General features: G+C 42.6%; 17 protein-coding genes. All 17 read left to right on the top strand.

From position 1 onward, the window contains the following. Positions 1–88 precede the first annotated feature (88 nt). Complete coding sequence (locus B5771_RS09305) at positions 89–931, top strand: sulfide/dihydroorotate dehydrogenase-like FAD/NAD-binding protein (RefSeq protein ID WP_047809549.1); 843 nt, start codon at positions 89–91, stop codon at positions 929–931. Next, complete coding sequence (gene gltA, locus B5771_RS09300) at positions 931–2,322, top strand: NADPH-dependent glutamate synthase (RefSeq protein WP_088187275.1); 1,392 nt, start codon at positions 931–933, stop codon at positions 2,320–2,322. Before B5771_RS09305 ends, gltA begins: the two co-directional genes overlap by 1 nt. A 157-nt stretch (positions 2,323–2,479) precedes the next feature. Further along, positions 2,480–3,331 (top strand): tetrahydrofolate dehydrogenase/cyclohydrolase catalytic domain-containing protein, encoded by an 852-nt coding sequence (locus B5771_RS09295; RefSeq protein WP_088187274.1) that lies wholly within the window; start codon positions 2,480–2,482, stop codon positions 3,329–3,331. After that, entirely contained in the window at positions 3,331–3,966 is a 636-nt protein-coding gene (locus tag B5771_RS09290; protein WP_088187273.1) for a cyclodeaminase/cyclohydrolase family protein, read from the top strand. Before B5771_RS09295 ends, B5771_RS09290 begins: the two co-directional genes overlap by 1 nt. Before the next feature lie 325 nt (positions 3,967–4,291). Continuing rightward, positions 4,292–5,497: an exodeoxyribonuclease VII large subunit gene (gene xseA, locus B5771_RS09285; RefSeq protein WP_088187272.1), complete on the top strand. Its 1,206-nt coding sequence runs from the start codon at positions 4,292–4,294 to the stop codon at positions 5,495–5,497. Position 5,498: 1 nt separating this feature from the next. Then, entirely contained in the window at positions 5,499–5,771 is a 273-nt protein-coding gene (gene xseB / locus B5771_RS09280; protein ID WP_088187271.1) for an exodeoxyribonuclease VII small subunit, read from the top strand. 7 nt (positions 5,772–5,778) lie between these two features. After that, the gene (locus B5771_RS09275; RefSeq protein ID WP_172408219.1) at positions 5,779–6,645 is read left to right on the top strand and encodes a polyprenyl synthetase family protein; all 867 of its coding nucleotides are present in this window, start codon (positions 5,779–5,781) and stop codon (positions 6,643–6,645) included. A 14-nt stretch (positions 6,646–6,659) separates the two neighbouring features. Next, positions 6,660–7,100, top strand: coding sequence for a divergent PAP2 family protein (locus B5771_RS09270; RefSeq protein WP_047809542.1), 441 nt, complete (start codon positions 6,660–6,662; stop codon positions 7,098–7,100). 31 nt (positions 7,101–7,131) lie between these two features. Continuing rightward, entirely contained in the window at positions 7,132–7,746 is a 615-nt protein-coding gene (locus B5771_RS09265; protein ID WP_047809541.1) for a hypothetical protein, read from the top strand. Beyond that, on the top strand, positions 7,721–9,631 hold the full coding sequence (gene dxs, locus B5771_RS09260) for a 1-deoxy-D-xylulose-5-phosphate synthase (RefSeq protein ID WP_088187270.1): 1,911 nt from the start codon (positions 7,721–7,723) through the stop codon (positions 9,629–9,631). Before B5771_RS09265 ends, dxs begins: the two co-directional genes overlap by 26 nt. An 18-nt stretch (positions 9,632–9,649) precedes the next feature. Then, the gene (locus B5771_RS09255) at positions 9,650–10,459 is read left to right on the top strand and encodes a TlyA family RNA methyltransferase (RefSeq protein WP_088187269.1); all 810 of its coding nucleotides are present in this window, start codon (positions 9,650–9,652) and stop codon (positions 10,457–10,459) included. 3 nt (positions 10,460–10,462) lie between these two features. Further along, complete coding sequence (locus B5771_RS09250; protein WP_088187268.1) at positions 10,463–11,287, top strand: NAD(+)/NADH kinase; 825 nt, start codon at positions 10,463–10,465, stop codon at positions 11,285–11,287. 69 nt (positions 11,288–11,356) lie between these two features. Next, positions 11,357–11,809, top strand: a complete 453-nt coding sequence (argR, locus tag B5771_RS09245) for an arginine repressor (RefSeq protein ID WP_047809537.1) — start codon at positions 11,357–11,359, stop codon at positions 11,807–11,809. A 10-nt stretch (positions 11,810–11,819) separates the two neighbouring features. Next, the gene (recN, locus tag B5771_RS09240; RefSeq protein ID WP_088187267.1) at positions 11,820–13,490 is read left to right on the top strand and encodes a DNA repair protein RecN; all 1,671 of its coding nucleotides are present in this window, start codon (positions 11,820–11,822) and stop codon (positions 13,488–13,490) included. A gap of 251 nt (positions 13,491–13,741) precedes the next feature. Beyond that, on the top strand, positions 13,742–15,007 hold the full coding sequence (spoIVB, locus tag B5771_RS09235; RefSeq protein WP_088187266.1) for a SpoIVB peptidase: 1,266 nt from the start codon (positions 13,742–13,744) through the stop codon (positions 15,005–15,007). Positions 15,008–15,140: 133 nt separating this feature from the next. Continuing rightward, positions 15,141–15,965 carry a sporulation transcription factor Spo0A gene (gene spo0A / locus B5771_RS09230; RefSeq protein ID WP_088187265.1) on the top strand — a complete coding sequence of 275 codons (825 nt, stop codon included), beginning with the start codon at positions 15,141–15,143 and terminating at the stop codon, positions 15,963–15,965. 232 nt (positions 15,966–16,197) lie between these two features. After that, entirely contained in the window at positions 16,198–17,928 is a 1,731-nt protein-coding gene (locus B5771_RS09225; RefSeq protein ID WP_088187264.1) for a sigma-54-dependent Fis family transcriptional regulator, read from the top strand. The last annotated feature ends 129 nt before the right edge of the window (positions 17,929–18,057 follow it).

Raw genomic sequence — 18,057 nt, 5'->3', positions numbered from 1 at the left:
TAAACTATTTTTGAAGGATATTGACCTGAAGATATCGAATAAATAATTAAATATAAGATAATTACTATGGACATTGAGGAGGAGTCAAATGTACCGTATTGTTAAAAAAAGACTTTTGGCTCAAGGTATAGCCTTGCTGGAAGTTGAAGCTGCGGCTGTAGCTGCTAAGGTTGAGCCCGGACAATTCGTAATTGTCCGGGTTGATGAGGTTGGCGAGCGAATTCCGCTGACTGTCATGGATTATAATCGTGAAAAAGGAACAATTACTATTGTTGTTCAAGATGTGGGATACTCCTCGGCGATCATTACTACGATGAATGAAGGCGATGCGTTCCAAGATTTTGTCGGCCCCTTGGGAGTTGCTTCTGAAATTGAAAACTATGGTACAGTTGTATGTATCGGCGGAGGTCTGGGGATCGCTCCGATTCATCCCATTGCTAGGGGATTAAAGGCTGCCGGCAATCATGTGATTTCGGTCTTGGGTTCCAGGAGCGCAGATCTCTTGATTTTGGAAGAAGAAATGCGCGCCGTGAGCAACGAGGTAGTCATTGCTACCAATGATGGCAGTGCCGGCGTAAAAGGATTTGTGACCGATGGTTTAGCAAAAGTCTTAAGCGAAGGGCACAAAATCGCTGCTATTTGGGCAATTGGTCCAATGGTAATGATGAAGGCGGTTGTAGAGTATACTCGGCCTTTAGGTATAAAAACTATTGTCAGCATGAATCCAATTATGGTTGATGGAACTGGTATGTGTGGTGCTTGCCGTATCAGCGTTGGCAATGAGACAAAATTCGCTTGTGTCGACGGTCCTGAGTTTGATGGTCATTTGGTTGATTTTGATTTGGCTATGAAGCGCCTCGCCTTTTACAAAGATGAAGAAAATCGAGCTAAGGCTCGTCTAGAATGTCATCACGAAGGAGGGCATCATTAATGGCCGCGAACAAAATACCCCGTCACGAAATGCCCTGCCAAGATTCAAAGGTCAGAGCGCATAACTTTGAAGAGGTTGCTCTGGGCTATACTAAAGAGATGGCTGTTGAGGAAGCTCAGCGCTGTCTGCAGTGTAAAAAACCATTATGCCGCACTGGCTGCCCAGTGGAAGTGTTAATTCCAGATTTTATTAAACAAATTGCTGAGGAAAACTTTGAGGAAGCTTCTAAAGTTTTAAAAATCAAGAATTCCTTACCTGCAATATGTGGCCGAGTTTGTCCTCAAGAAAGTCAATGTGAGAGTAAATGTATTCTGGGCATAAAAGGGGAGCCTGTAGCTATCGGACGTCTTGAACGTTTTGCAGCAGATTATGGTATGAAATCGAAAAAAGCTGAGATGGAAAAAACTGAACCGAGCGGAAAACGAGTTGCAATTATTGGTGCAGGACCAGCAGGCTTAGCCTGTGCCGGCGATTTAGCGAAAGCTGGACATGCTGTTACGATTTTTGAAGCGCTGCACGTTGCCGGAGGCGTTCTGATGTATGGTATTCCTCAGTTTCGTCTTCCTAAAGACATTGTGCAAACGGAAATTGATACCTTAAAACAAATGGGAGTTGAAATCCTCACCAATCAAGTTGTGGGAAAAGTAACTTCTGTAGATGAACTAATGGCAAACGGCTATGATGCCGTATTCATCGGCACAGGTGCAGGCTTGCCCTATTTTATGAATATCCCTGGAGAAAATCTCAATGGTGTATATTCAGCTAATGAATTTCTGACCAGAACGAATTTAATGAAGGGATATAAATTCCCGGACTATGCAACCCCTGTTAAAGTTGGAAAGAATGTGGCGGTTCTCGGCGCTGGAAACGTGGCCATGGATTCAGCGCGTACAGCGCTGCGTTTAGGTGCTGAAAATGTTTATATCATTTACCGTCGCTCACGTGACGAAATGCCGGCTCGGAAAGAAGAGCTTGAACATGCTGAGGAAGAAGGAATTCAATTCCGTCTTTTGACGAATCCTGTTTCCATTGAAGGGGATGAACGGGGCTGGGTGAAAAGTTTAACTTGCCTACGTTATGAACTGGGAGAACCGGATGCATCCGGACGACGCGCCCCGGTACCTATTGCTGGTTCGGAATTTGAGATTGAAATGGATACTGTCGTCGTAGCGATTGGACAAGGCCCTAATCCGTTAGTAACGACATCGACACCTGGCTTAGAATTAAATAAGCGCGGTAATATTGTCGCAGATCCAGAGACACTAATGACTTCGAAATCTGGCGTTTTCGCCGGTGGAGACATTGTTACAGGTGCAGCGACAGTTATTCTGGCCATGGGTGCCGGTAAAAAGGCTGCTGCCGGTATTGATGCTTACCTAAAAACGAAATAATACTAAATTTTTAGGCTGAATTTTGTTTGTCAAACGAATTCAGCCTAAATTCGATTAAAAGATTTCAGTCTTTTTATAATATTACAACTAATGAGCCCGAATTAACTTGTGATGGGTGGTACAAGGTATAGCCAAAATAATGAGAGGAGTGTGTCAATTGGCTCAACTACTAGATGGAAAGGCAGTAGCAAAAGTTCTGAAAGAAGAAATTCGTGAGGAGATCGTTCAGTGGAAAGAAAAAGGTATCCAACCAAAGCTCGCAGTAATCTTGGTTGGAGATGATCCGGCATCCGTAGTTTATGCTCGATCAAAGCAAAAAGTCAGTGAAAGTCTGGGCATGGCCTTCGAATTGTTTGTTATGTCTGGCAGTACGCCTGAAGCTGAAGTTCTGGCTCAAATCGAAAAACTTAACCAAGATCAGAATGTCCATGGGATAATGATTGAGCTCCCTCTTCCCAAAGGTATTGCCAAAGAAAAAATCATGGCAGCTGTTCGCCCGGATAAAGATGTTGACGGGGTGCACCCGATTAATCGAGGTTATATTTTAAGCGGTGAGGAAGGATTGTTCCCGGCTACTCCACAGAGTTGTATTGAGCTGCTTGTTCGTTCAGGTGTACAAATTGCAGGCAAGCATGTCGTCATCGTTGGCCGTGGAGAAACGGTTGGTAAGCCGTTAGTATTCTTAATTCTAAAACATAACGCCACCGTAACTATTTGCCATTCTAAAACACCGGATCTTGGTGCCTTTACTCGCCAGGCAGATATCGTCATCGCTGCAGTAGGACGTGCCAAATTAATTAAGAAAGATATGATTAAACAAGGTGCCATTGTCGTTGATGCAGGAATTAATGAAACACCGGAAGGAATTTGCGGAGACGTGGATTTTGAGGCCGTCAAAGAGGTAGCTGACCTGATTTCTCCTGTTCCCGGCGGAGTGGGCTCTTTAACAACAGCTTTGATCATGCGCAATGTTCTTAAAGGAATTGTCCTGCAAGGAGGTAAGCGATAATGGACTCAAATCAAATCTGGCAATGGACAACAGAGGAATTTTTAACGGTATCCGCCAGTTCTTCGCCAACGCCGGGTGGGGGAAGTGTTTCTGCCTATGTTGGCGCTCTTGCGGCTTCAATGACATGTATGGTCGCTAATCTAACCATTGGCAAGGAGAAATATAAAGAGGTTGAGCCAAAGGTAAAAGAGATTTTAGTACAGGCGGAAATGGTTCTGGACCTCTTAAAAAAAGGACTCAGTCAAGATATAGCCGAGTTCTCAAATTTTATGGCGGTTTTAAAATTACCAAAGGGTACTGAAGAAGAAAAAGTGATGAGGGCTAATAAGCTGCAGGAAGTATTGGTCTCAGCTACCAATACACCGCTGGGAATTGCCCAAAATTGTTTTAAAGTTTTGCAATTGGCTCAAGAATTAGCCCCAATTGGAAATAAGGGTGCCATTAGTGATGTAGGAGTCGCTGCTTATTTGGCAGAAAACGCTCTGAAATCGGCGATGCTTAGTGTCGATATTAATCTGCCTCAGATAAAAGATCAGGAATACCAAGAAAGGGTTAAGGCCGAACGGACTCGGTTATTTGAACAGGCTGCTGCAATTTGTGCAGAAACTGTTGCCGTAGTACAAAGCAGACTTTAAGAGTGAAGATAAGTTAAAGGCACATCGGGTATTGATTTATCATCTGCTGCTTATGACTGATCAATAAGAACTAGCTATGAATTTATGGTTGGGTAAGATAATTAAACAACACCATGCATTTAAGTGGATGATTTATACCACTATTTATGCATGGTTTTTGTTTTACGAGTGGCACTTATGCATTTGCAACGGCCGCTTTGTTTATGGCAAGACCCCACAAATACGAAGGCGTTCAGCTTTGAACTAATCTGCTGTTTTTGGTGAGGTCCGGAAAGCTTGACTCGATCCGCTTTTCTAATGGTATAATGATTTTGAGGTGAAGGTTGTGCCCAAAATATGGTCGGTATCTGAACTTGTGGGTCAAATCGGTCAAGTTCTTCAGGAACAAAAAGATTTTCAAAATTGTTGGATCAGCGGGGAGCTTTCGAACTTTAAGAATCATCGTGCCTCAGGGCATTGGTATTTCACCTTGAAGGACGAGTTTTCCAGTTTAAAAGCCGTTATGTTTAAAAGTCGTTCAGAAAGAGTTCGTTTTGCCCCGTCTGATGGATTGAAAGTCCTGGTACGCGGCAATCTGCGCATTTATGATCGTGAGGGAACGGTACAATTTTATGTTGAGGAAATGGAACCAAGTGGTCTAGGACAACTCTACTTAGCCTTTGAGCAGCTTAAAAAAAAGCTGGCCGCAGAGGGATTATTTGACCCTGCGCGAAAAAGAAAGATTCCTGCTTATCCTCGCAGTATTGGGATTGTAACCAGCCCAACAGGAGCAGTTATTCGAGATATAATCAATGTTATGGGGCGACGTCATCCAAAGCTTTCATGGGTTTTGGCACCTGCTGCTGTACAAGGTGAATTGGCTCCGCAAGAAATTGCCCAGGCAATTGATCGTTTAAACCGTTCAGAAGCAGTTGACGTTATTATTATCGGACGAGGCGGCGGCTCTCTCGAGGAATTGTGGGCCTTCAACACGGAAATTGTTGCAAGGTCAATAGCGGCCTCCCGAATACCCATTATCTCGGCAGTTGGACATGAGACTGATGTAACCATATCTGATTACGTGGCAGATTTGAGAGCTCCAACTCCCTCGGCAGCGGCTGAACTCGCTGTTCCCATACTGGTTGATTTGCAGCTGCAAGTCGAGCAATTGCGAACTCGTTTGAAGAATGGTTTGGAAGCGCAAATTGAACGTAAACGCCAACAGCTTGCGGGGATCGCTAATAAGGGCCCGCTTAAGGATCCGTTTTGGAGAATAGACCAGAATCGCCAGCGTTTGGATAGCCTTCACATGCGTCTTCAGGAAGGCATGACTAGATTTGTCAATGATAAAAATGGTATACTAAATTTATTGGCGGCAAAATTGGATTTACTAAGTCCGTTAGCGATCTTAGGCCGAGGTTATTCTTTGGCCTATAATGAAGAAGGAAAACTTCTTCGTTCGGCTGCAAATGTCGAGTTACTGGAACAGATTCGCGTTCAGTTAAGTGAGGGACGGTTGGTCTGCAAGGTAACAGAGAAGGAGATTGAATAATATGAATGAGGAGCTTCTCGATTTTGATATATCAGAAGAAAGAGACGCTATTTCTTTGGAAACTGGATTTGAACGATTAGAATCCCTTGTTAAGGCCCTTGAACAGAAAGACCTTCCCTTGGAAAACGCTTTGAACTATTTTAAAGTTGGTGTTGCTCTCGTCCAACATTGTTCCAGGGTGCTAAATCAGGCGGAGAAACAAATGCAGGTTTTACTTGAAGATCCTGATGGACAACTTCAGATTCAGCCCATTAGTTTCGATGTGAAAGGATGAGAGAGAAGTGTTCCAGGAAACCTTTCAACAGTATCTATCTATGATTGAGAAGTATCTTGCTCAAATGCCCTGGGGCAAGGATAAACTAAGTGAAAGCATGTCCTATTCTCTGGTTGGAGGAGGTAAGCGTATCCGGCCAGTTTTAGCTTTAGCTTCGGCGAAAGCAGTGGGGGGAGATCCGGAAAAGATTTTACCCGCCGCTATCGCTCTGGAGTTAATTCATACGTATTCTCTAATTCATGATGATTTACCGGCAATGGATAATGATGACTATAGAAGGGGAAGATTATCTAATCATAAGGTTTTTGGAGAGGCCAATGCAATTTTGGCAGGGGATGGGTTGTTAACCTATGCTTTTGAATTTCTCGCCGATCCGATTCTTGCTCAACCCGAAAGGCAGCTTCGAGTTATCCGTGAAGTGGCTGTTGCTGCAGGAAAAAACGGAATGGTGGGAGGACAAGTTCTAGATATTGCAGGGGAAAGAAAAAAACTTTCTTTGGCAGAGATCGAAGAAATACATAAAGCGAAGACGGGTGCTTTATTGACAGTTTCCGCCCGTCTTGGCGGGATATTAGCGGGAGGCAGCGAGGAGCAGATTGGGGCCTTAACCAAGTATGCTCAAGCTATAGGGTTGGCCTTTCAAATAAAAGACGATATTTTAGATGTAACTGGAGACAGCGAGACCCTTGGTAAACCCGCAGGCAGTGACCAACGTCAAGAGAAAGCAACTTACGTCTCGATATTGGGCCTTGAAGAAGCGAAACGCGTGCTGCATGCTCAAATTCAAGGAGCTCAATCCGCCTTAAAGCCGCTGGATAACCGCGCTGAGTTTCTTGGCGATCTCGCTGTTTATATCGAACAACGCCAGCATTGAAAGAGGGTGCTACCATGCCCATTTTTCCGGGAATTTTCTATAACGCGATACTTGTTTCGGCAGTAACGGCTTGGCTTGCTGCCCAACTTTTGAAAGTTGTTATAAACTTAATTGTGGCCGGTAAATTCAACCTTCAACTTATATTAAGTTCTGGAGGATTTCCAAGTTCTCATTCTGCTACGGTCAGTGCCTTAGCTTTGGGAATCGGGAAATATTATGGATGGAATTCTCCTATTTTTGCGGTCTCTGCTGTTTATGGTATGGTTGTTTTATATGATGCTGCGGGAGTCAGGAGAGCAGCTGGCAAACAAGCAGAAGTTCTTAATCAACTGGTTGAGCGATTGTCCCAAGGGTCAGATCTGTCCCAAGCTCGTTTAAAAGAATTAATCGGACATACACCATTAGAGGTGTTCGGCGGTGTTCTCGTAGGGATTATTGTGGGGCTTTTAATCTGATCAGATATATATTGAGGAGGTTTACGGAACGTTGGCAGTTCGCAAACGTAAAAGCTTGAAGCATCTAAGCTTTGTCTTCATTGGAAGCTTTCTTATTGCAGCCGTTGTTGGGGTCAGTTCAGAGTTATTAATTCGCAAAACCTCATCCTTATGGGTTGCAGCTTTCTTGCTTTTAACCGTAATTGGAGTGCATATTGTTTTCGATATTATAGGGATAGCTGCCACCGCTGCTCAGGAAGCTCCTCACCATGCCAGAGCTGCCAACCGAGTCCAGGGTGCACGTCAAACGGTGTTCCTTGTACGGCATGCAGATTTGGTAGCCAATATGGCGAATGATGTTGTGGGAGATGTTACAGGAACTTTAAGCGGAGTATTGGCAGCGGCAATTGTTATAGATATAGTCCGGTTATATCCGAACTTTGGAACGAAAGAAATTTGGCTAACGACGATTATCTTGGCCTTGGTGGCGTCAATAACTGTCACCGGTAAAGCAATAGGTAAGTCTCTGGCTATTCAAGAGGCAAATACAATTATTGCCTGGGTCGGGAGTGTTATTGCTGCTTTCGAACAAATTACGGGTTGGAATCTGACCGGAGCGAATAAACGAGGGGGCAAAAAGGATGGGACTACTCGAAAAAATCCATGAGCCAAATGACTTGGGTTCGTTGGATTTGGCCGAGCTTAACACTCTGGCTCAAGAGATTCGGAAACATATGATTGATGTGATCTCTAAAAATGGCGGACATTTAGCACCTAACCTTGGAGTCGTCGAATTGACAATAGCACTGCATAGGGTATTTGACAGTCCTAAGGACAAGATTGTCTGGGATGTCGGTCATCAAACCTATGTTCATAAATTATTAACGGGTCGTTTTGACAGATTTTCTACAATACGTCAATATCATGGTATCTCTGGCTTTCCCAAACGCTCTGAAAGTGTACACGATTGCTTTGAAACAGGTCATTCCAGTACTTCTATCTCGGCAGCGGTTGGTTTTGCTAAGGCCCGCGACATTCTGGGTGAAGATCATCATGTGGTCGCAGTAATCGGAGATGGAGCTATGACCGGTGGGATGGCTTATGAGGCTTTAAATCATGCCGGCCATAATGAAACAAATATTATTGTCGTTCTCAATGACAATGAAATGTCCATTTCACCTAATGTCGGAGCAATGTCTTCCTATCTCAATCGTTTAAGAACAGACCCGCTTTATGACAAGCGTAAGGAAGAAATTGAGGAGCTATTGAAACGTATTCCTAAAATCGGTTCGAAAGTTGCTAAAATGGTTGCCAAAGCAAAAGACAGCTTGAAATATTTGTTGGTTCCCGGCTTGCTTTTTGAGGAATTAGGGTTTACCTACTTGGGCCCAATTGATGGTCATGATCAGGCTTTATTAGAAGAAGTTCTCGATCAGGCTAAGCATAAAAAGGGACCTGTCCTTGTTCATGTAGTGACATGCAAAGGAAAAGGATTTAAACCTGCTGAAGAAAACCCTGATGTATTTCATGGGGTGGCTCCCTTTGATCCAGAAACAGGCAAGATTATCAAAAAATCGTCACCACCAACCTATACGGCAATTTTTGGGGATACTCTCTGCCGATTAGCGAAGGATGATCCTAAAATCGTTGCTATAAGTGCTGCCATGCCGAGTGGGACAGGGCTAAAGACTTTTGCGGAAATATTTCCGGAACGTTTTTTTGACGTAGGGATTGCGGAACAACATGCTGTAACGTTTGCCGCTGGTCTAGCTTTTGGAGGACTTAAACCGGTTGTTGCCATTTATTCGACGTTCTATCAGCGAGCCTATGATCAGGTTCTCCATGATGTTTGTCTGCAAAATGCTCCTGTTGTCTTAGCTATTGACCGAGCAGGAGTCGTAGGCGATGATGGACCAACTCATCACGGTGTTTTTGATATTTCCTTTTTAAGGATTATACCTAATCTTGTTCTTATGGCTCCTAAGGATGAGGATGAATTACGCCATATGATTTTAACGGCCTTGAAGTATGATGGCCCAGTTGCTTTGCGTTACCCGAGATCGGCGGGACAAGGTGTTTCCCTGACAGAACCCTTGCATGAGATTCCCATTGGCAAGGGGGAAGTGTTACGAGATGGTAAAGATGTAACGTTGATCGGAATTGGTCCTACGGTACAAATTTGTCTTTCAGCTGCGCAAGAATTGCGTCATAGGGGCATCGAGGCTGCAGTAATCAACTTGCGCTTTATTAATCCGCTTGACCGAGAATTGATCTTATCCTATGCGCAAAAAACCGAAAATTTCGTGACAATTGAGGATCATGTCTTAAAAGGTGGTATGGGCAGCGCTATTCTTGAACTTTTAGAAGAAGAAGGAATTCAGGGAGTTAACGTTGAACGTCTTGGATATACTGGTTTTGTGGAACAGGGATCAATTTCCCAGCTGCATATGGCTCAAGGATTATCTGTTAAGGGAATTATTCAGGCCATAGAGCGTTTGAAAATAGTCGGATCCATCACCCAATCTCCGGATAGAGTGTCTACCGGCAAATGAAGGGACGAAAAGAAACGATTGTCTAAAGGAAAAGAACGTATTGACATTTTAATGGTGAAAAATAATTTAGCAGCTAGTCGGGAGAAGGCTAAAGCCATGATTATGGCCGGAATCGTCTTTGTAGACGGGCAGCGTGTCGATAAACCCGGAGCAGAATTGGCGAATAATTCTCGAATTGAAATAAAAGGAGAAACCTTGCCTTATGTTTCAAGAGGAGGATTAAAATTAGCCAAAGCTGTGGAAACCTTTTCACTTCAATTTACTGACCAAGTCGTTGTCGATATAGGAGCTTCCACTGGAGGGTTCACAGATTGTGTCTTGCAAAATGGAGCCAAACGCGTTTACGCTGTAGACGTAGGCTATGGACAGTTAGATTGGAAACTGCGTACTGATCCTCGAGTAATCTCCATGGAACGAGTGAATGCTCGATATTTAACTAAGGATTCTTTGCCGGAACGAGTGGATTGGGTCGTTTCCGACGTGGCTTTTATTTCGATAACCAAGATTTTTACAGCAATGAAAGAAATCTTAAAGGAACAGGGCCAAGTACTCACTCTGATTAAGCCTCAATTTGAAGCCGGAAGAGAATTTGTGGGCAAAAAGGGTGTTGTCAAAGATATTATGGTCCATAAACAAGTTATTATGGATGTTCTCAATCAAGCGGAAGCTTCAGGTTTCCGCATATTGGGCCTTGAATACTCGCCGATCCGTGGCCCGGAAGGAAATATAGAATATCTTGCTTGGTTAAAACTAGGTGCCTCGTCAGGAATCGATTGGAAGAACGAGCTGGAGTTTGTTGTTGAACATGCTCAGAAAGAGACGGAATAACAAATGGAAAGAGTCGTGGGTTTATGGCTTAATAAGAGCAAACCAGAAGCAACTGTATTGGCTCAGGAGATAAATGACTGGTTTCGGAAACGTTGCTGGGTCGTTTTATCGCAATGGGAAGATATAATTAAACATAAAACGGACTTTTTGATCTCTTTAGGCGGGGATGGGACCCTGCTGGAGGCAGCTCGGGAAGGTGCACCTCACGGAATTCCGGTTATGGGAGTTAATTTCGGGCGACTGGGTTTTTTATGTGAAATCGAGAAAATTGATGTATTTCAGGCTTTAGAAAAGATACTTAACCGGGACTATCAAATTCAGGAACGACTTATGTTAAGGGCTGTGGTTAAACGAAACGACGTTGAAGCATATACACAGCTTGCCCTGAACGATGTGGTTTTTTCACGTGAGAGTCCTGAAGGAATTATCACACTACAAGCTAATTTATCCGGTGAACCCTCTGTTAGCTATCCCGCAGATGGTCTGATTGTGTCAACACCGACAGGCTCTACTGCCTATTCCCTATCAGCAGGCGGTCCAATTCTTAGTCCAAACGTTCAAGCCGTTCTTCTTACACCTTTGGCAGCTCATGCCTTGTCCGCCAGGCCGATGGTTGTCTCGGATCAGGAGGAAATCGAAATTTTTTTGTCCAATGGGGAGCAATGCCTCGTTAGTTTTGATGGTAGAAATAGTATTAAACTTCGTTCGGGTGAATCTGTCATTATTCAAAAAGCTTCTATTCGGGCAAAACTTATTCGCTTAGGTAATCGAAGTTTTCCCCAAGTAGTTCGAGAGAAGTTAAGGGATCGTTGGCACGAAAAGACCTGAGTTGAGAGGTGCGGCAAAATAACGCGGCTCTATATTCTTGAATTGTGTAATGAAACAGGAGGCAAATTGATGAAAGCTCGTCGCCAGATGAAAATTCAAGAAATTATTACTAAGGAGATTATTCGGACGCAGGAAGACCTTGCTGATAAATTACATCAAGCTGGTTTTGAAGTGACTCAGGCAACCGTCTCTCGGGATATTAAGGAAATGGGTTTGACTAAAATTCCTACTGCCGATGATGATTATCGTTATGCGATTCCCACCGAAGTTCATCCGACTAATCTCCAAGACCGTCTTAAACGTTTATTACGAGAAACGGTAATCTCTATCAATGATACAGAAAGCCTGATTGTGATTCGAACGATACCAGGAAATGCACATGCTCTGGCGGCAGTTATGGATAATATGAGTTGGGAAGAAGTTATTGGAACGGTTGCGGGAGATGATACAATACTTCTTGTGATCAAGCCTAAAGAAGTTGTACCAGTAGTTTTGAAACGGCTGACGGACTTGCTCGGTTAGGAGGGATATTATGCTCGAGGAGCTGCATGTCGAAAATTTTGGTTTGATGGAAGATGTTCGTTTATCCTTTCAACAAGGATTAACGGTATTTACCGGGGAAACCGGGGCCGGAAAATCTATGGTGATTGATGCTTTGGGGGTACTCTTGGGCGGGCGTGCGAGTTCAGATCTTTTGAGGCATGGTGAGAAACAGGCGAAAATTGAAGGGGTGTTCAGCGACTTAGCCCAGGAATGCCTTTTAAGACTAGAGGATGCCGGTTATTCGGCGGAAGATGGTCAACTGTTTCTGTACCGCGAAATCAATTCTTCAGGAAAGAATAGTTGTCGTATTCAAGGTCGGACGATTCCCCTTACTCTATATCGCTCACTTTGTGAAGGACTTGTAGATATCCATGGGCAAATCGAAAATTTATCCCTCTTTAACTCCGACAATCATCGTAAACTTTTGGATGCCTTAGGCGGCCTTCAAGATGACGTCCGTCTTGTGAAAAATGCTGCAAGATCGTATCTGGCTGTCCTGCGTGAAGAAAGAGAATTGTCTGTTTCTGAAGCAGACCGGGCCAGCAGGGAAGAAATGCTGCAATATCAGATTGAAGAAATTAATACCATTAATCCCCAGCCTGGTGAGGAAGAAGAACTGGTTCAAGAGAAAAAGCGTTTGAATAATGCTGAACGTATTACAAGCCTGATTTCTGAAGTTTATTCCTCGCTATACGAAGGTTCTGCGGGAAAACCGGCTGCGATTGATTTATTGGCAAGCTCTTTGAAAGCCCTCCAGGAGTTAAAGCGTTGGGATGAGGAACTAAATCTTTCAGAAGTGATGGAGACCATCTATTATGCGGCAGAAGATTTAGCCCATCAAGTCCGCAGCTATAAGGACAACTTGGAATTTGAACCCGGCAGGTTGGACCAGATCGAGGAACGGCTTATTCAGCTCTCCAAGCTAAGAAAGTATGGTGCAACCATTGATGAAATCGTAGCCAAGCGAGAAGAGTTGCTCGCAGAACTAGAGCAGATAACTCACTCTCATGAAAAGCAGGTACAAATTCAGGAAGAGAAGGAAAAAGCACGTCAAGCTTATGAGACCTTTGCTGGGAAGCTCAGTGCCAAGAGACGGGACATGGCAGAACTGATTGAAAAAGGTTTGATCGTGGAACTTTCCGATTTGGGTTTAGAAAGAAGTGCTTTCGAGGTGCGCTTTACAGCAATTGAAGAGCCCACCTTAGAGGGAGCGGAAACTCTTGAATTTTACTTTTCTGCTAATCCTGGAGAACCTCCTAAACCACTGAACAAAGTTGCTTCAGGGGGAGAAATGTCTCGTCTGATGCTGGCCTTAAAAAGTATGCTGGCCAAAGTAGAATCAGTAGGTACCTTTATCTTTGATGAAGTGGACAGCGGAGTTGGCGGGAGAACCATTCATAAAGTTGGTGAAAAGTTAGCGAAAATAGCTCAGGATAAACAAGTGTTTTGTATTACGCATGCAGCACAGGTAGCTGCTTTCGCCGAAGTTCATTATGGTATCGTGAAAGAGGTAGACGGCGAAAGAACTCGTACGAGGGTTAACGTTTTATCAGAAACTGAAAGACTTAAAGAATTGGCCCGCATGCTTGGAGGGGACGAGGAAGATATTACACGCCAGCATGCACAGGAATTGTTTGAACGTTGCCGGAAACAGTCTTAATTTTTCAGTCAAATTAAGTAAAAGCGAGACAAACCGTTAGTGAAAAAAATAAAACAGACTACATAAAGTGGTCTGTTTTTAATTTTGTTGTCTAAGTTACCAATGTTTAAAAATATGGCACGAAATTTACAGGATGAAACATGAGCAATTTGGATAATTTAAGATTGGAATTCACTTCAAATCATTAAAACACTCTAAAACGAGGAAAAAGGAAGAAAATTGGGGAGACTAGAGTGGAGGGTGATAAGTGAGTGAGAAAAGCGAGGATTCTTGTTTTATTCAGTCTCATGTTCTGCACCTTCCTATGTCTGAATCCAGAGTTTCAACAGTTGGTGGAGTTTCCTGAGCAAAATCTTACTCTGAATTTACAAACAGAGCCTCAGTTTCGAGGGTTTTGGTCCAAAATCGTCAAAGAAGAAAAAGAAGTTGTTTCAAATCCAACAATTTCAGTTTCATCTGGTGGGTTAGATTCAAAGATATCGGAAAAAATCGAAGTCGTTTATAAACTGTTTGGGATTTTTCCGATACGATCCGGAGAAATAGAAGTTATGCCTCCTATGAAATTGATTCCAGGCGGTCAATCCATTGGTGTTTCATTACAGACAAAAGGGGTTTTAGTAGTAGGACAAGCAGCCATTGAAGACAAAAATGGTCAAAAAGTGTACCCTGCAAAAGAGGCGGGAATTGAAGTCGGCGATACACTCTTAAAGATTAACAATCAAGAGGTTCGTACAGATCAGGATGTATCTGATGCCGTTAATTTAGCAGGACAACAAAATGGTGTAGCACATGTATTGTTTAAACACCAAGGACAAATTTTAGAAAAACTAATAAAACCTGTTTTTTGTGTGGAAACTGGGCGTTATAGAGTAGGTTTATTTGTTCGGGACGAAGCAGCAGGCGTTGGAACACTTTCTTTTATTGATCCGGCAACAAATCAGTATGGAGCATTAGGGCATGTAATTACGGATGCTGATACTAATCAAAAAATTGAAGTTTATAATGGTAAAATCATGGCTTCAACGATTTATTCAATTCAAAAAGGTAAACGTGGTCATCCCGGCGAAAAGATTGGTTCCTTTGTAACGAATTCACCTTTTTCCGGTACAATTGAGAAAAATACGTTAACTGGAATATTTGGAAAATTGAGAGGCCAAATTGTGAATCCTTTTTATAAAGAGCCAATCCCAGTGGGGTGGGAATCTGAAGTAAAAGTAGGGCCGGCTAAAATTTACACTGTAATTCAAGGGGAAAAAGTTGAGGAATTTAGCATCAATATAGATCGCGTTATGCATAATCGTACCGATAGTAAAAATATGATTGTTCGTGTAACAGACCCACGGCTTCTCGAAGCAACAGGGGGCATTATTCAAGGCATGAGCGGCAGCCCAATAATTCAAAATGGCAAAATTATCGGAGCAGTTACGCATGTTTTTGTTAATGATGCGCAACGTGGTTACGGAGTGTTTATTCAGAACATGATCAATGAAGGAATCAATAATAAAGTAGCTGCATAGTTCATCACTAGTAAAGAAGTGGCCAGACAGTCACTTCTTTTTTTCTATATTTATCATAATAAAGAAGGAGTCTAGAAAACAATTGTCGAAATTATAAGTTACATAATTTATCGAGAATGAGGAGGATCCTGGGATGCAAAGGCCTATACGAGTCTTATTAGCAGATGACAACCGGGAATTTGTTGAAATCGTTAAAGAATTTATTGAACGACAAGAAGATATGACTCTTGTTGGAGTAGCTTATCACGGAAATGAGGCCCTTGAATTAATTGCTCGTGAAGAACCCCATGTAGTACTTTTAGATATTATAATGCCTCATTTAGACGGCTTAGGAGTTTTGGAAAAACTTCAGGTTCTAACTCCCAGACCGAAAATCATTATCTTAACTGCCTTTGGTCAGGAATCCATGACTCAAAGAGCGGTTAATTTAGGAGCTAACTATTACATACTTAAGCCTTTTGATTTGGAAACCTTAGGAAAGCGCATTCGCCAATTGCAAGATGATTTTCCGGATACTCTTAGTTCTGTCCAACTTTTAAATCCGACTTCAAATAATAAAATTGTTAGTAATTCCCAAATATCCCCAAGTATCCTTCCGCCGACCTCCAAGAATCTTGAAGTGGAAGTTACTCGCATGATACATCAAATGGGTGTTCCAGCTCATGTTAAGGGTTATCAATATTTAAGAGATGCAATTGTGAGTGTGGTACAAGAAGTTTCCTTACTTGGAGCTGTTACCAAAGAACTTTATCCGATGATTGCGGAGAAATACCAAACGACTCCCAGCCGTGTGGAAAGAGCAATCCGTCATGCCATTGAATTGGCTTGGGATCGGGGAAATGTAGATTTTATGAATCGCTTTTTTGGCTATACCATTAACATTGACCGCGGCAAGCCAACGAATTCCGAGTTCGTGGCAATGGTTGCTGATAAGCTTCGCATGTCGATGATGTATTAAGTTTCTATGCTTGCTAATTTAAAAAATATTCTATCTTCTGAAACACCTTCCTTCATATTTTTGGTATGACTGGGGAGGTTTTTTGTTTTGTAATGGAATGGTGTTTGCAATAATCTGCAAAGCAGGATTTTGCAAAACTTTTGCCGAATATTTGGAATAGTTATTAAGATACTGTTTTTTCTGATAAATAATACTAAGATTACTGGTGGAACGGATTAAAAGGAGGTAGGGCATGTTCAGACGTCGTGAGCTTGAGAAAATGGCTGCCGAAATGAAACAAGCAATTATAGGAATAAACTTATTAAATGAAATTGTTATCTGTAATTCCCAAGCAGCCAACTTTTTAGGGTTTACCCCTGAAGAGATTATAGGTAAAGATTTATGGCAGATACTACCCGATGATCCTTTGCCTTCGATCAGAGATTCTCAGAGGATGGAGTTTAATAGATTTAGCCGGATAGGAAGCAAAATGTTTATAGCTAGTCGGGCCCCTTTTAAAGACGAGCAGGGAAGAGTTACCGGCGCTGTTGCTTTTTTGCAAGACATGACTGAACACGAAATTCTCAAGGCGAAGGTTCATTCTTTGCAGGAACTTAAGATTCTTTTGACTGCAATTATTGATTCTACGCAAGATGCCATTTCAGTCGTTGACGAAAACGGCTTGGGATTTTTAATAAATCAAGCATATACTCGATTAACCGGATTTACCGCCGAAGAGATCGTAGGCAAACCTCCGACTGTTGATATTGCTGAGGGAGAAAGTATGCATCTTAAGGTAGCCAAAACTCGCCAGCCTGTCAAGGGAGTAATTATGAAAGTAGGCCCTAAGCGAAAAGAAGTAATTGTCAATGTTGCCCCCATTATGGTATCGGGACAATTTCGAGGTACTGTGGGAGTTCTCCACGATATTTCCGAAATTCATAAACTCTCCGAAGAACTAGAGAGAGCAAAACGGATTATCCGGCACTTAGAAGCCAAGTATACCTTCAGCGATATTATCGGTGACAGCGAAGCCATTAGGGCGACGATTGCTCAGGCGGAACGTGCTGCTGCAACGCCGGCGACAGTGCTGCTGCGAGGAGAGAGCGGAACTGGGAAAGAATTGTTTGCTCATGCGATTCATCGTTCAAGTGACCGGCAGAAAGGTCAATTTATTCGTGTCAACTGCGCAGCTTTGGCGGACAACTTACTCGAAAGTGAGTTGTTTGGTTATGTCGAAGGTGCCTTTACAGGTGCTAAACGGGGCGGAAAAATAGGGCTGTTTGAAGAAGCTAATGGAGGAACTATTTTTCTTGATGAAATTGGGGAGATTAGTCTTAATCTGCAAGCTAAGTTGCTGAGAGTACTCCAGGAGCGTGAAATTGTTAGAGTTGGAGACAATCGGGCCTTTCATGTTGATGTCCGTGTTATCGCAGCGACTAATGCTAATCTTGAAGCCGAGCTTAGAACTGGGAGATTTCGCGAAGATTTATACTACCGTTTAAATGTTGTTCCAGTTATTATTCCCCCTTTACGACAGCGTAAGGATGACATTCCCTTGTTAGTTCATCATTTGATTGCCAGCTTTAATCAGGAATATGGCCGATGTGTTGAAAGAATTGGTGATGATGCCCTGCAAATTTTGTTGAATTATCATTGGCCGGGTAATATTCGCGAATTGGAAAATATTTTAGGCCGTGCAATTATTAATATGAGGATCAATGAAACTGTTATTGAATTGCTGCATTTGCCGGTTTTGCCGCTTCCCAACAGCAATATCATGGATCTAAAGATGCTTGAAGTTCAAGATATTACAGTTGGGGAAGAAGATATAGGATTTGAGGCTTTGCAGAGACAGTGGGAACGGAATTTACTTCTGGCGACGTTGCAAAGAACCGGTGGAAATAAAACAAAAGCCGCTAAATTGCTGCAAATGTCAATTCGAAACTTTTATTATAAGTTAGAACGACATGCTCTAATTTAAAACATTGAAAAATATTGCAAAATGTAGTTGAAGAAACATGCTTGCATATAATTGCAAGCATGAATTTTTTTGCAGTAATTGGTTCTTGCCATGGGAAACTAATGTGCCTTAATCAGAAGCATTCATGCG

Origin of the sequence: Desulfosporosinus sp. FKA (assembly GCF_002196785.1) — a bacterium.
Lineage (GTDB): Bacteria > Bacillota > Desulfitobacteriia > Desulfitobacteriales > Desulfitobacteriaceae > Desulfosporosinus > Desulfosporosinus acididurans.
This window is presented reverse-complemented; position numbering and strand designations above follow the sequence as displayed.

Coding starts and splice junctions, on each gene's coding strand:
- spo0A (WP_088187265.1), top strand. CDS start 15,141: ATGCAAAGGCCTATACGAGTCTTATTAGCAGATGACAACCGGGAATTT.
- recN (WP_088187267.1), top strand. CDS start 11,820: ATGCTCGAGGAGCTGCATGTCGAAAATTTTGGTTTGATGGAAGATGTT.
- gltA (WP_088187275.1), top strand. CDS start 931: ATGGCCGCGAACAAAATACCCCGTCACGAAATGCCCTGCCAAGATTCA.
- B5771_RS09225 (WP_088187264.1), top strand. CDS start 16,198: ATGTTCAGACGTCGTGAGCTTGAGAAAATGGCTGCCGAAATGAAACAA.
- B5771_RS09250 (WP_088187268.1), top strand. CDS start 10,463: ATGGAAAGAGTCGTGGGTTTATGGCTTAATAAGAGCAAACCAGAAGCA.
- B5771_RS09290 (WP_088187273.1), top strand. CDS start 3,331: ATGGACTCAAATCAAATCTGGCAATGGACAACAGAGGAATTTTTAACG.
- argR (WP_047809537.1), top strand. CDS start 11,357: ATGAAAGCTCGTCGCCAGATGAAAATTCAAGAAATTATTACTAAGGAG.
- xseB (WP_088187271.1), top strand. CDS start 5,499: ATGAATGAGGAGCTTCTCGATTTTGATATATCAGAAGAAAGAGACGCT.
- B5771_RS09270 (WP_047809542.1), top strand. CDS start 6,660: ATGCCCATTTTTCCGGGAATTTTCTATAACGCGATACTTGTTTCGGCA.
- B5771_RS09305 (WP_047809549.1), top strand. CDS start 89: ATGTACCGTATTGTTAAAAAAAGACTTTTGGCTCAAGGTATAGCCTTG.
- dxs (WP_088187270.1), top strand. CDS start 7,721: ATGGGACTACTCGAAAAAATCCATGAGCCAAATGACTTGGGTTCGTTG.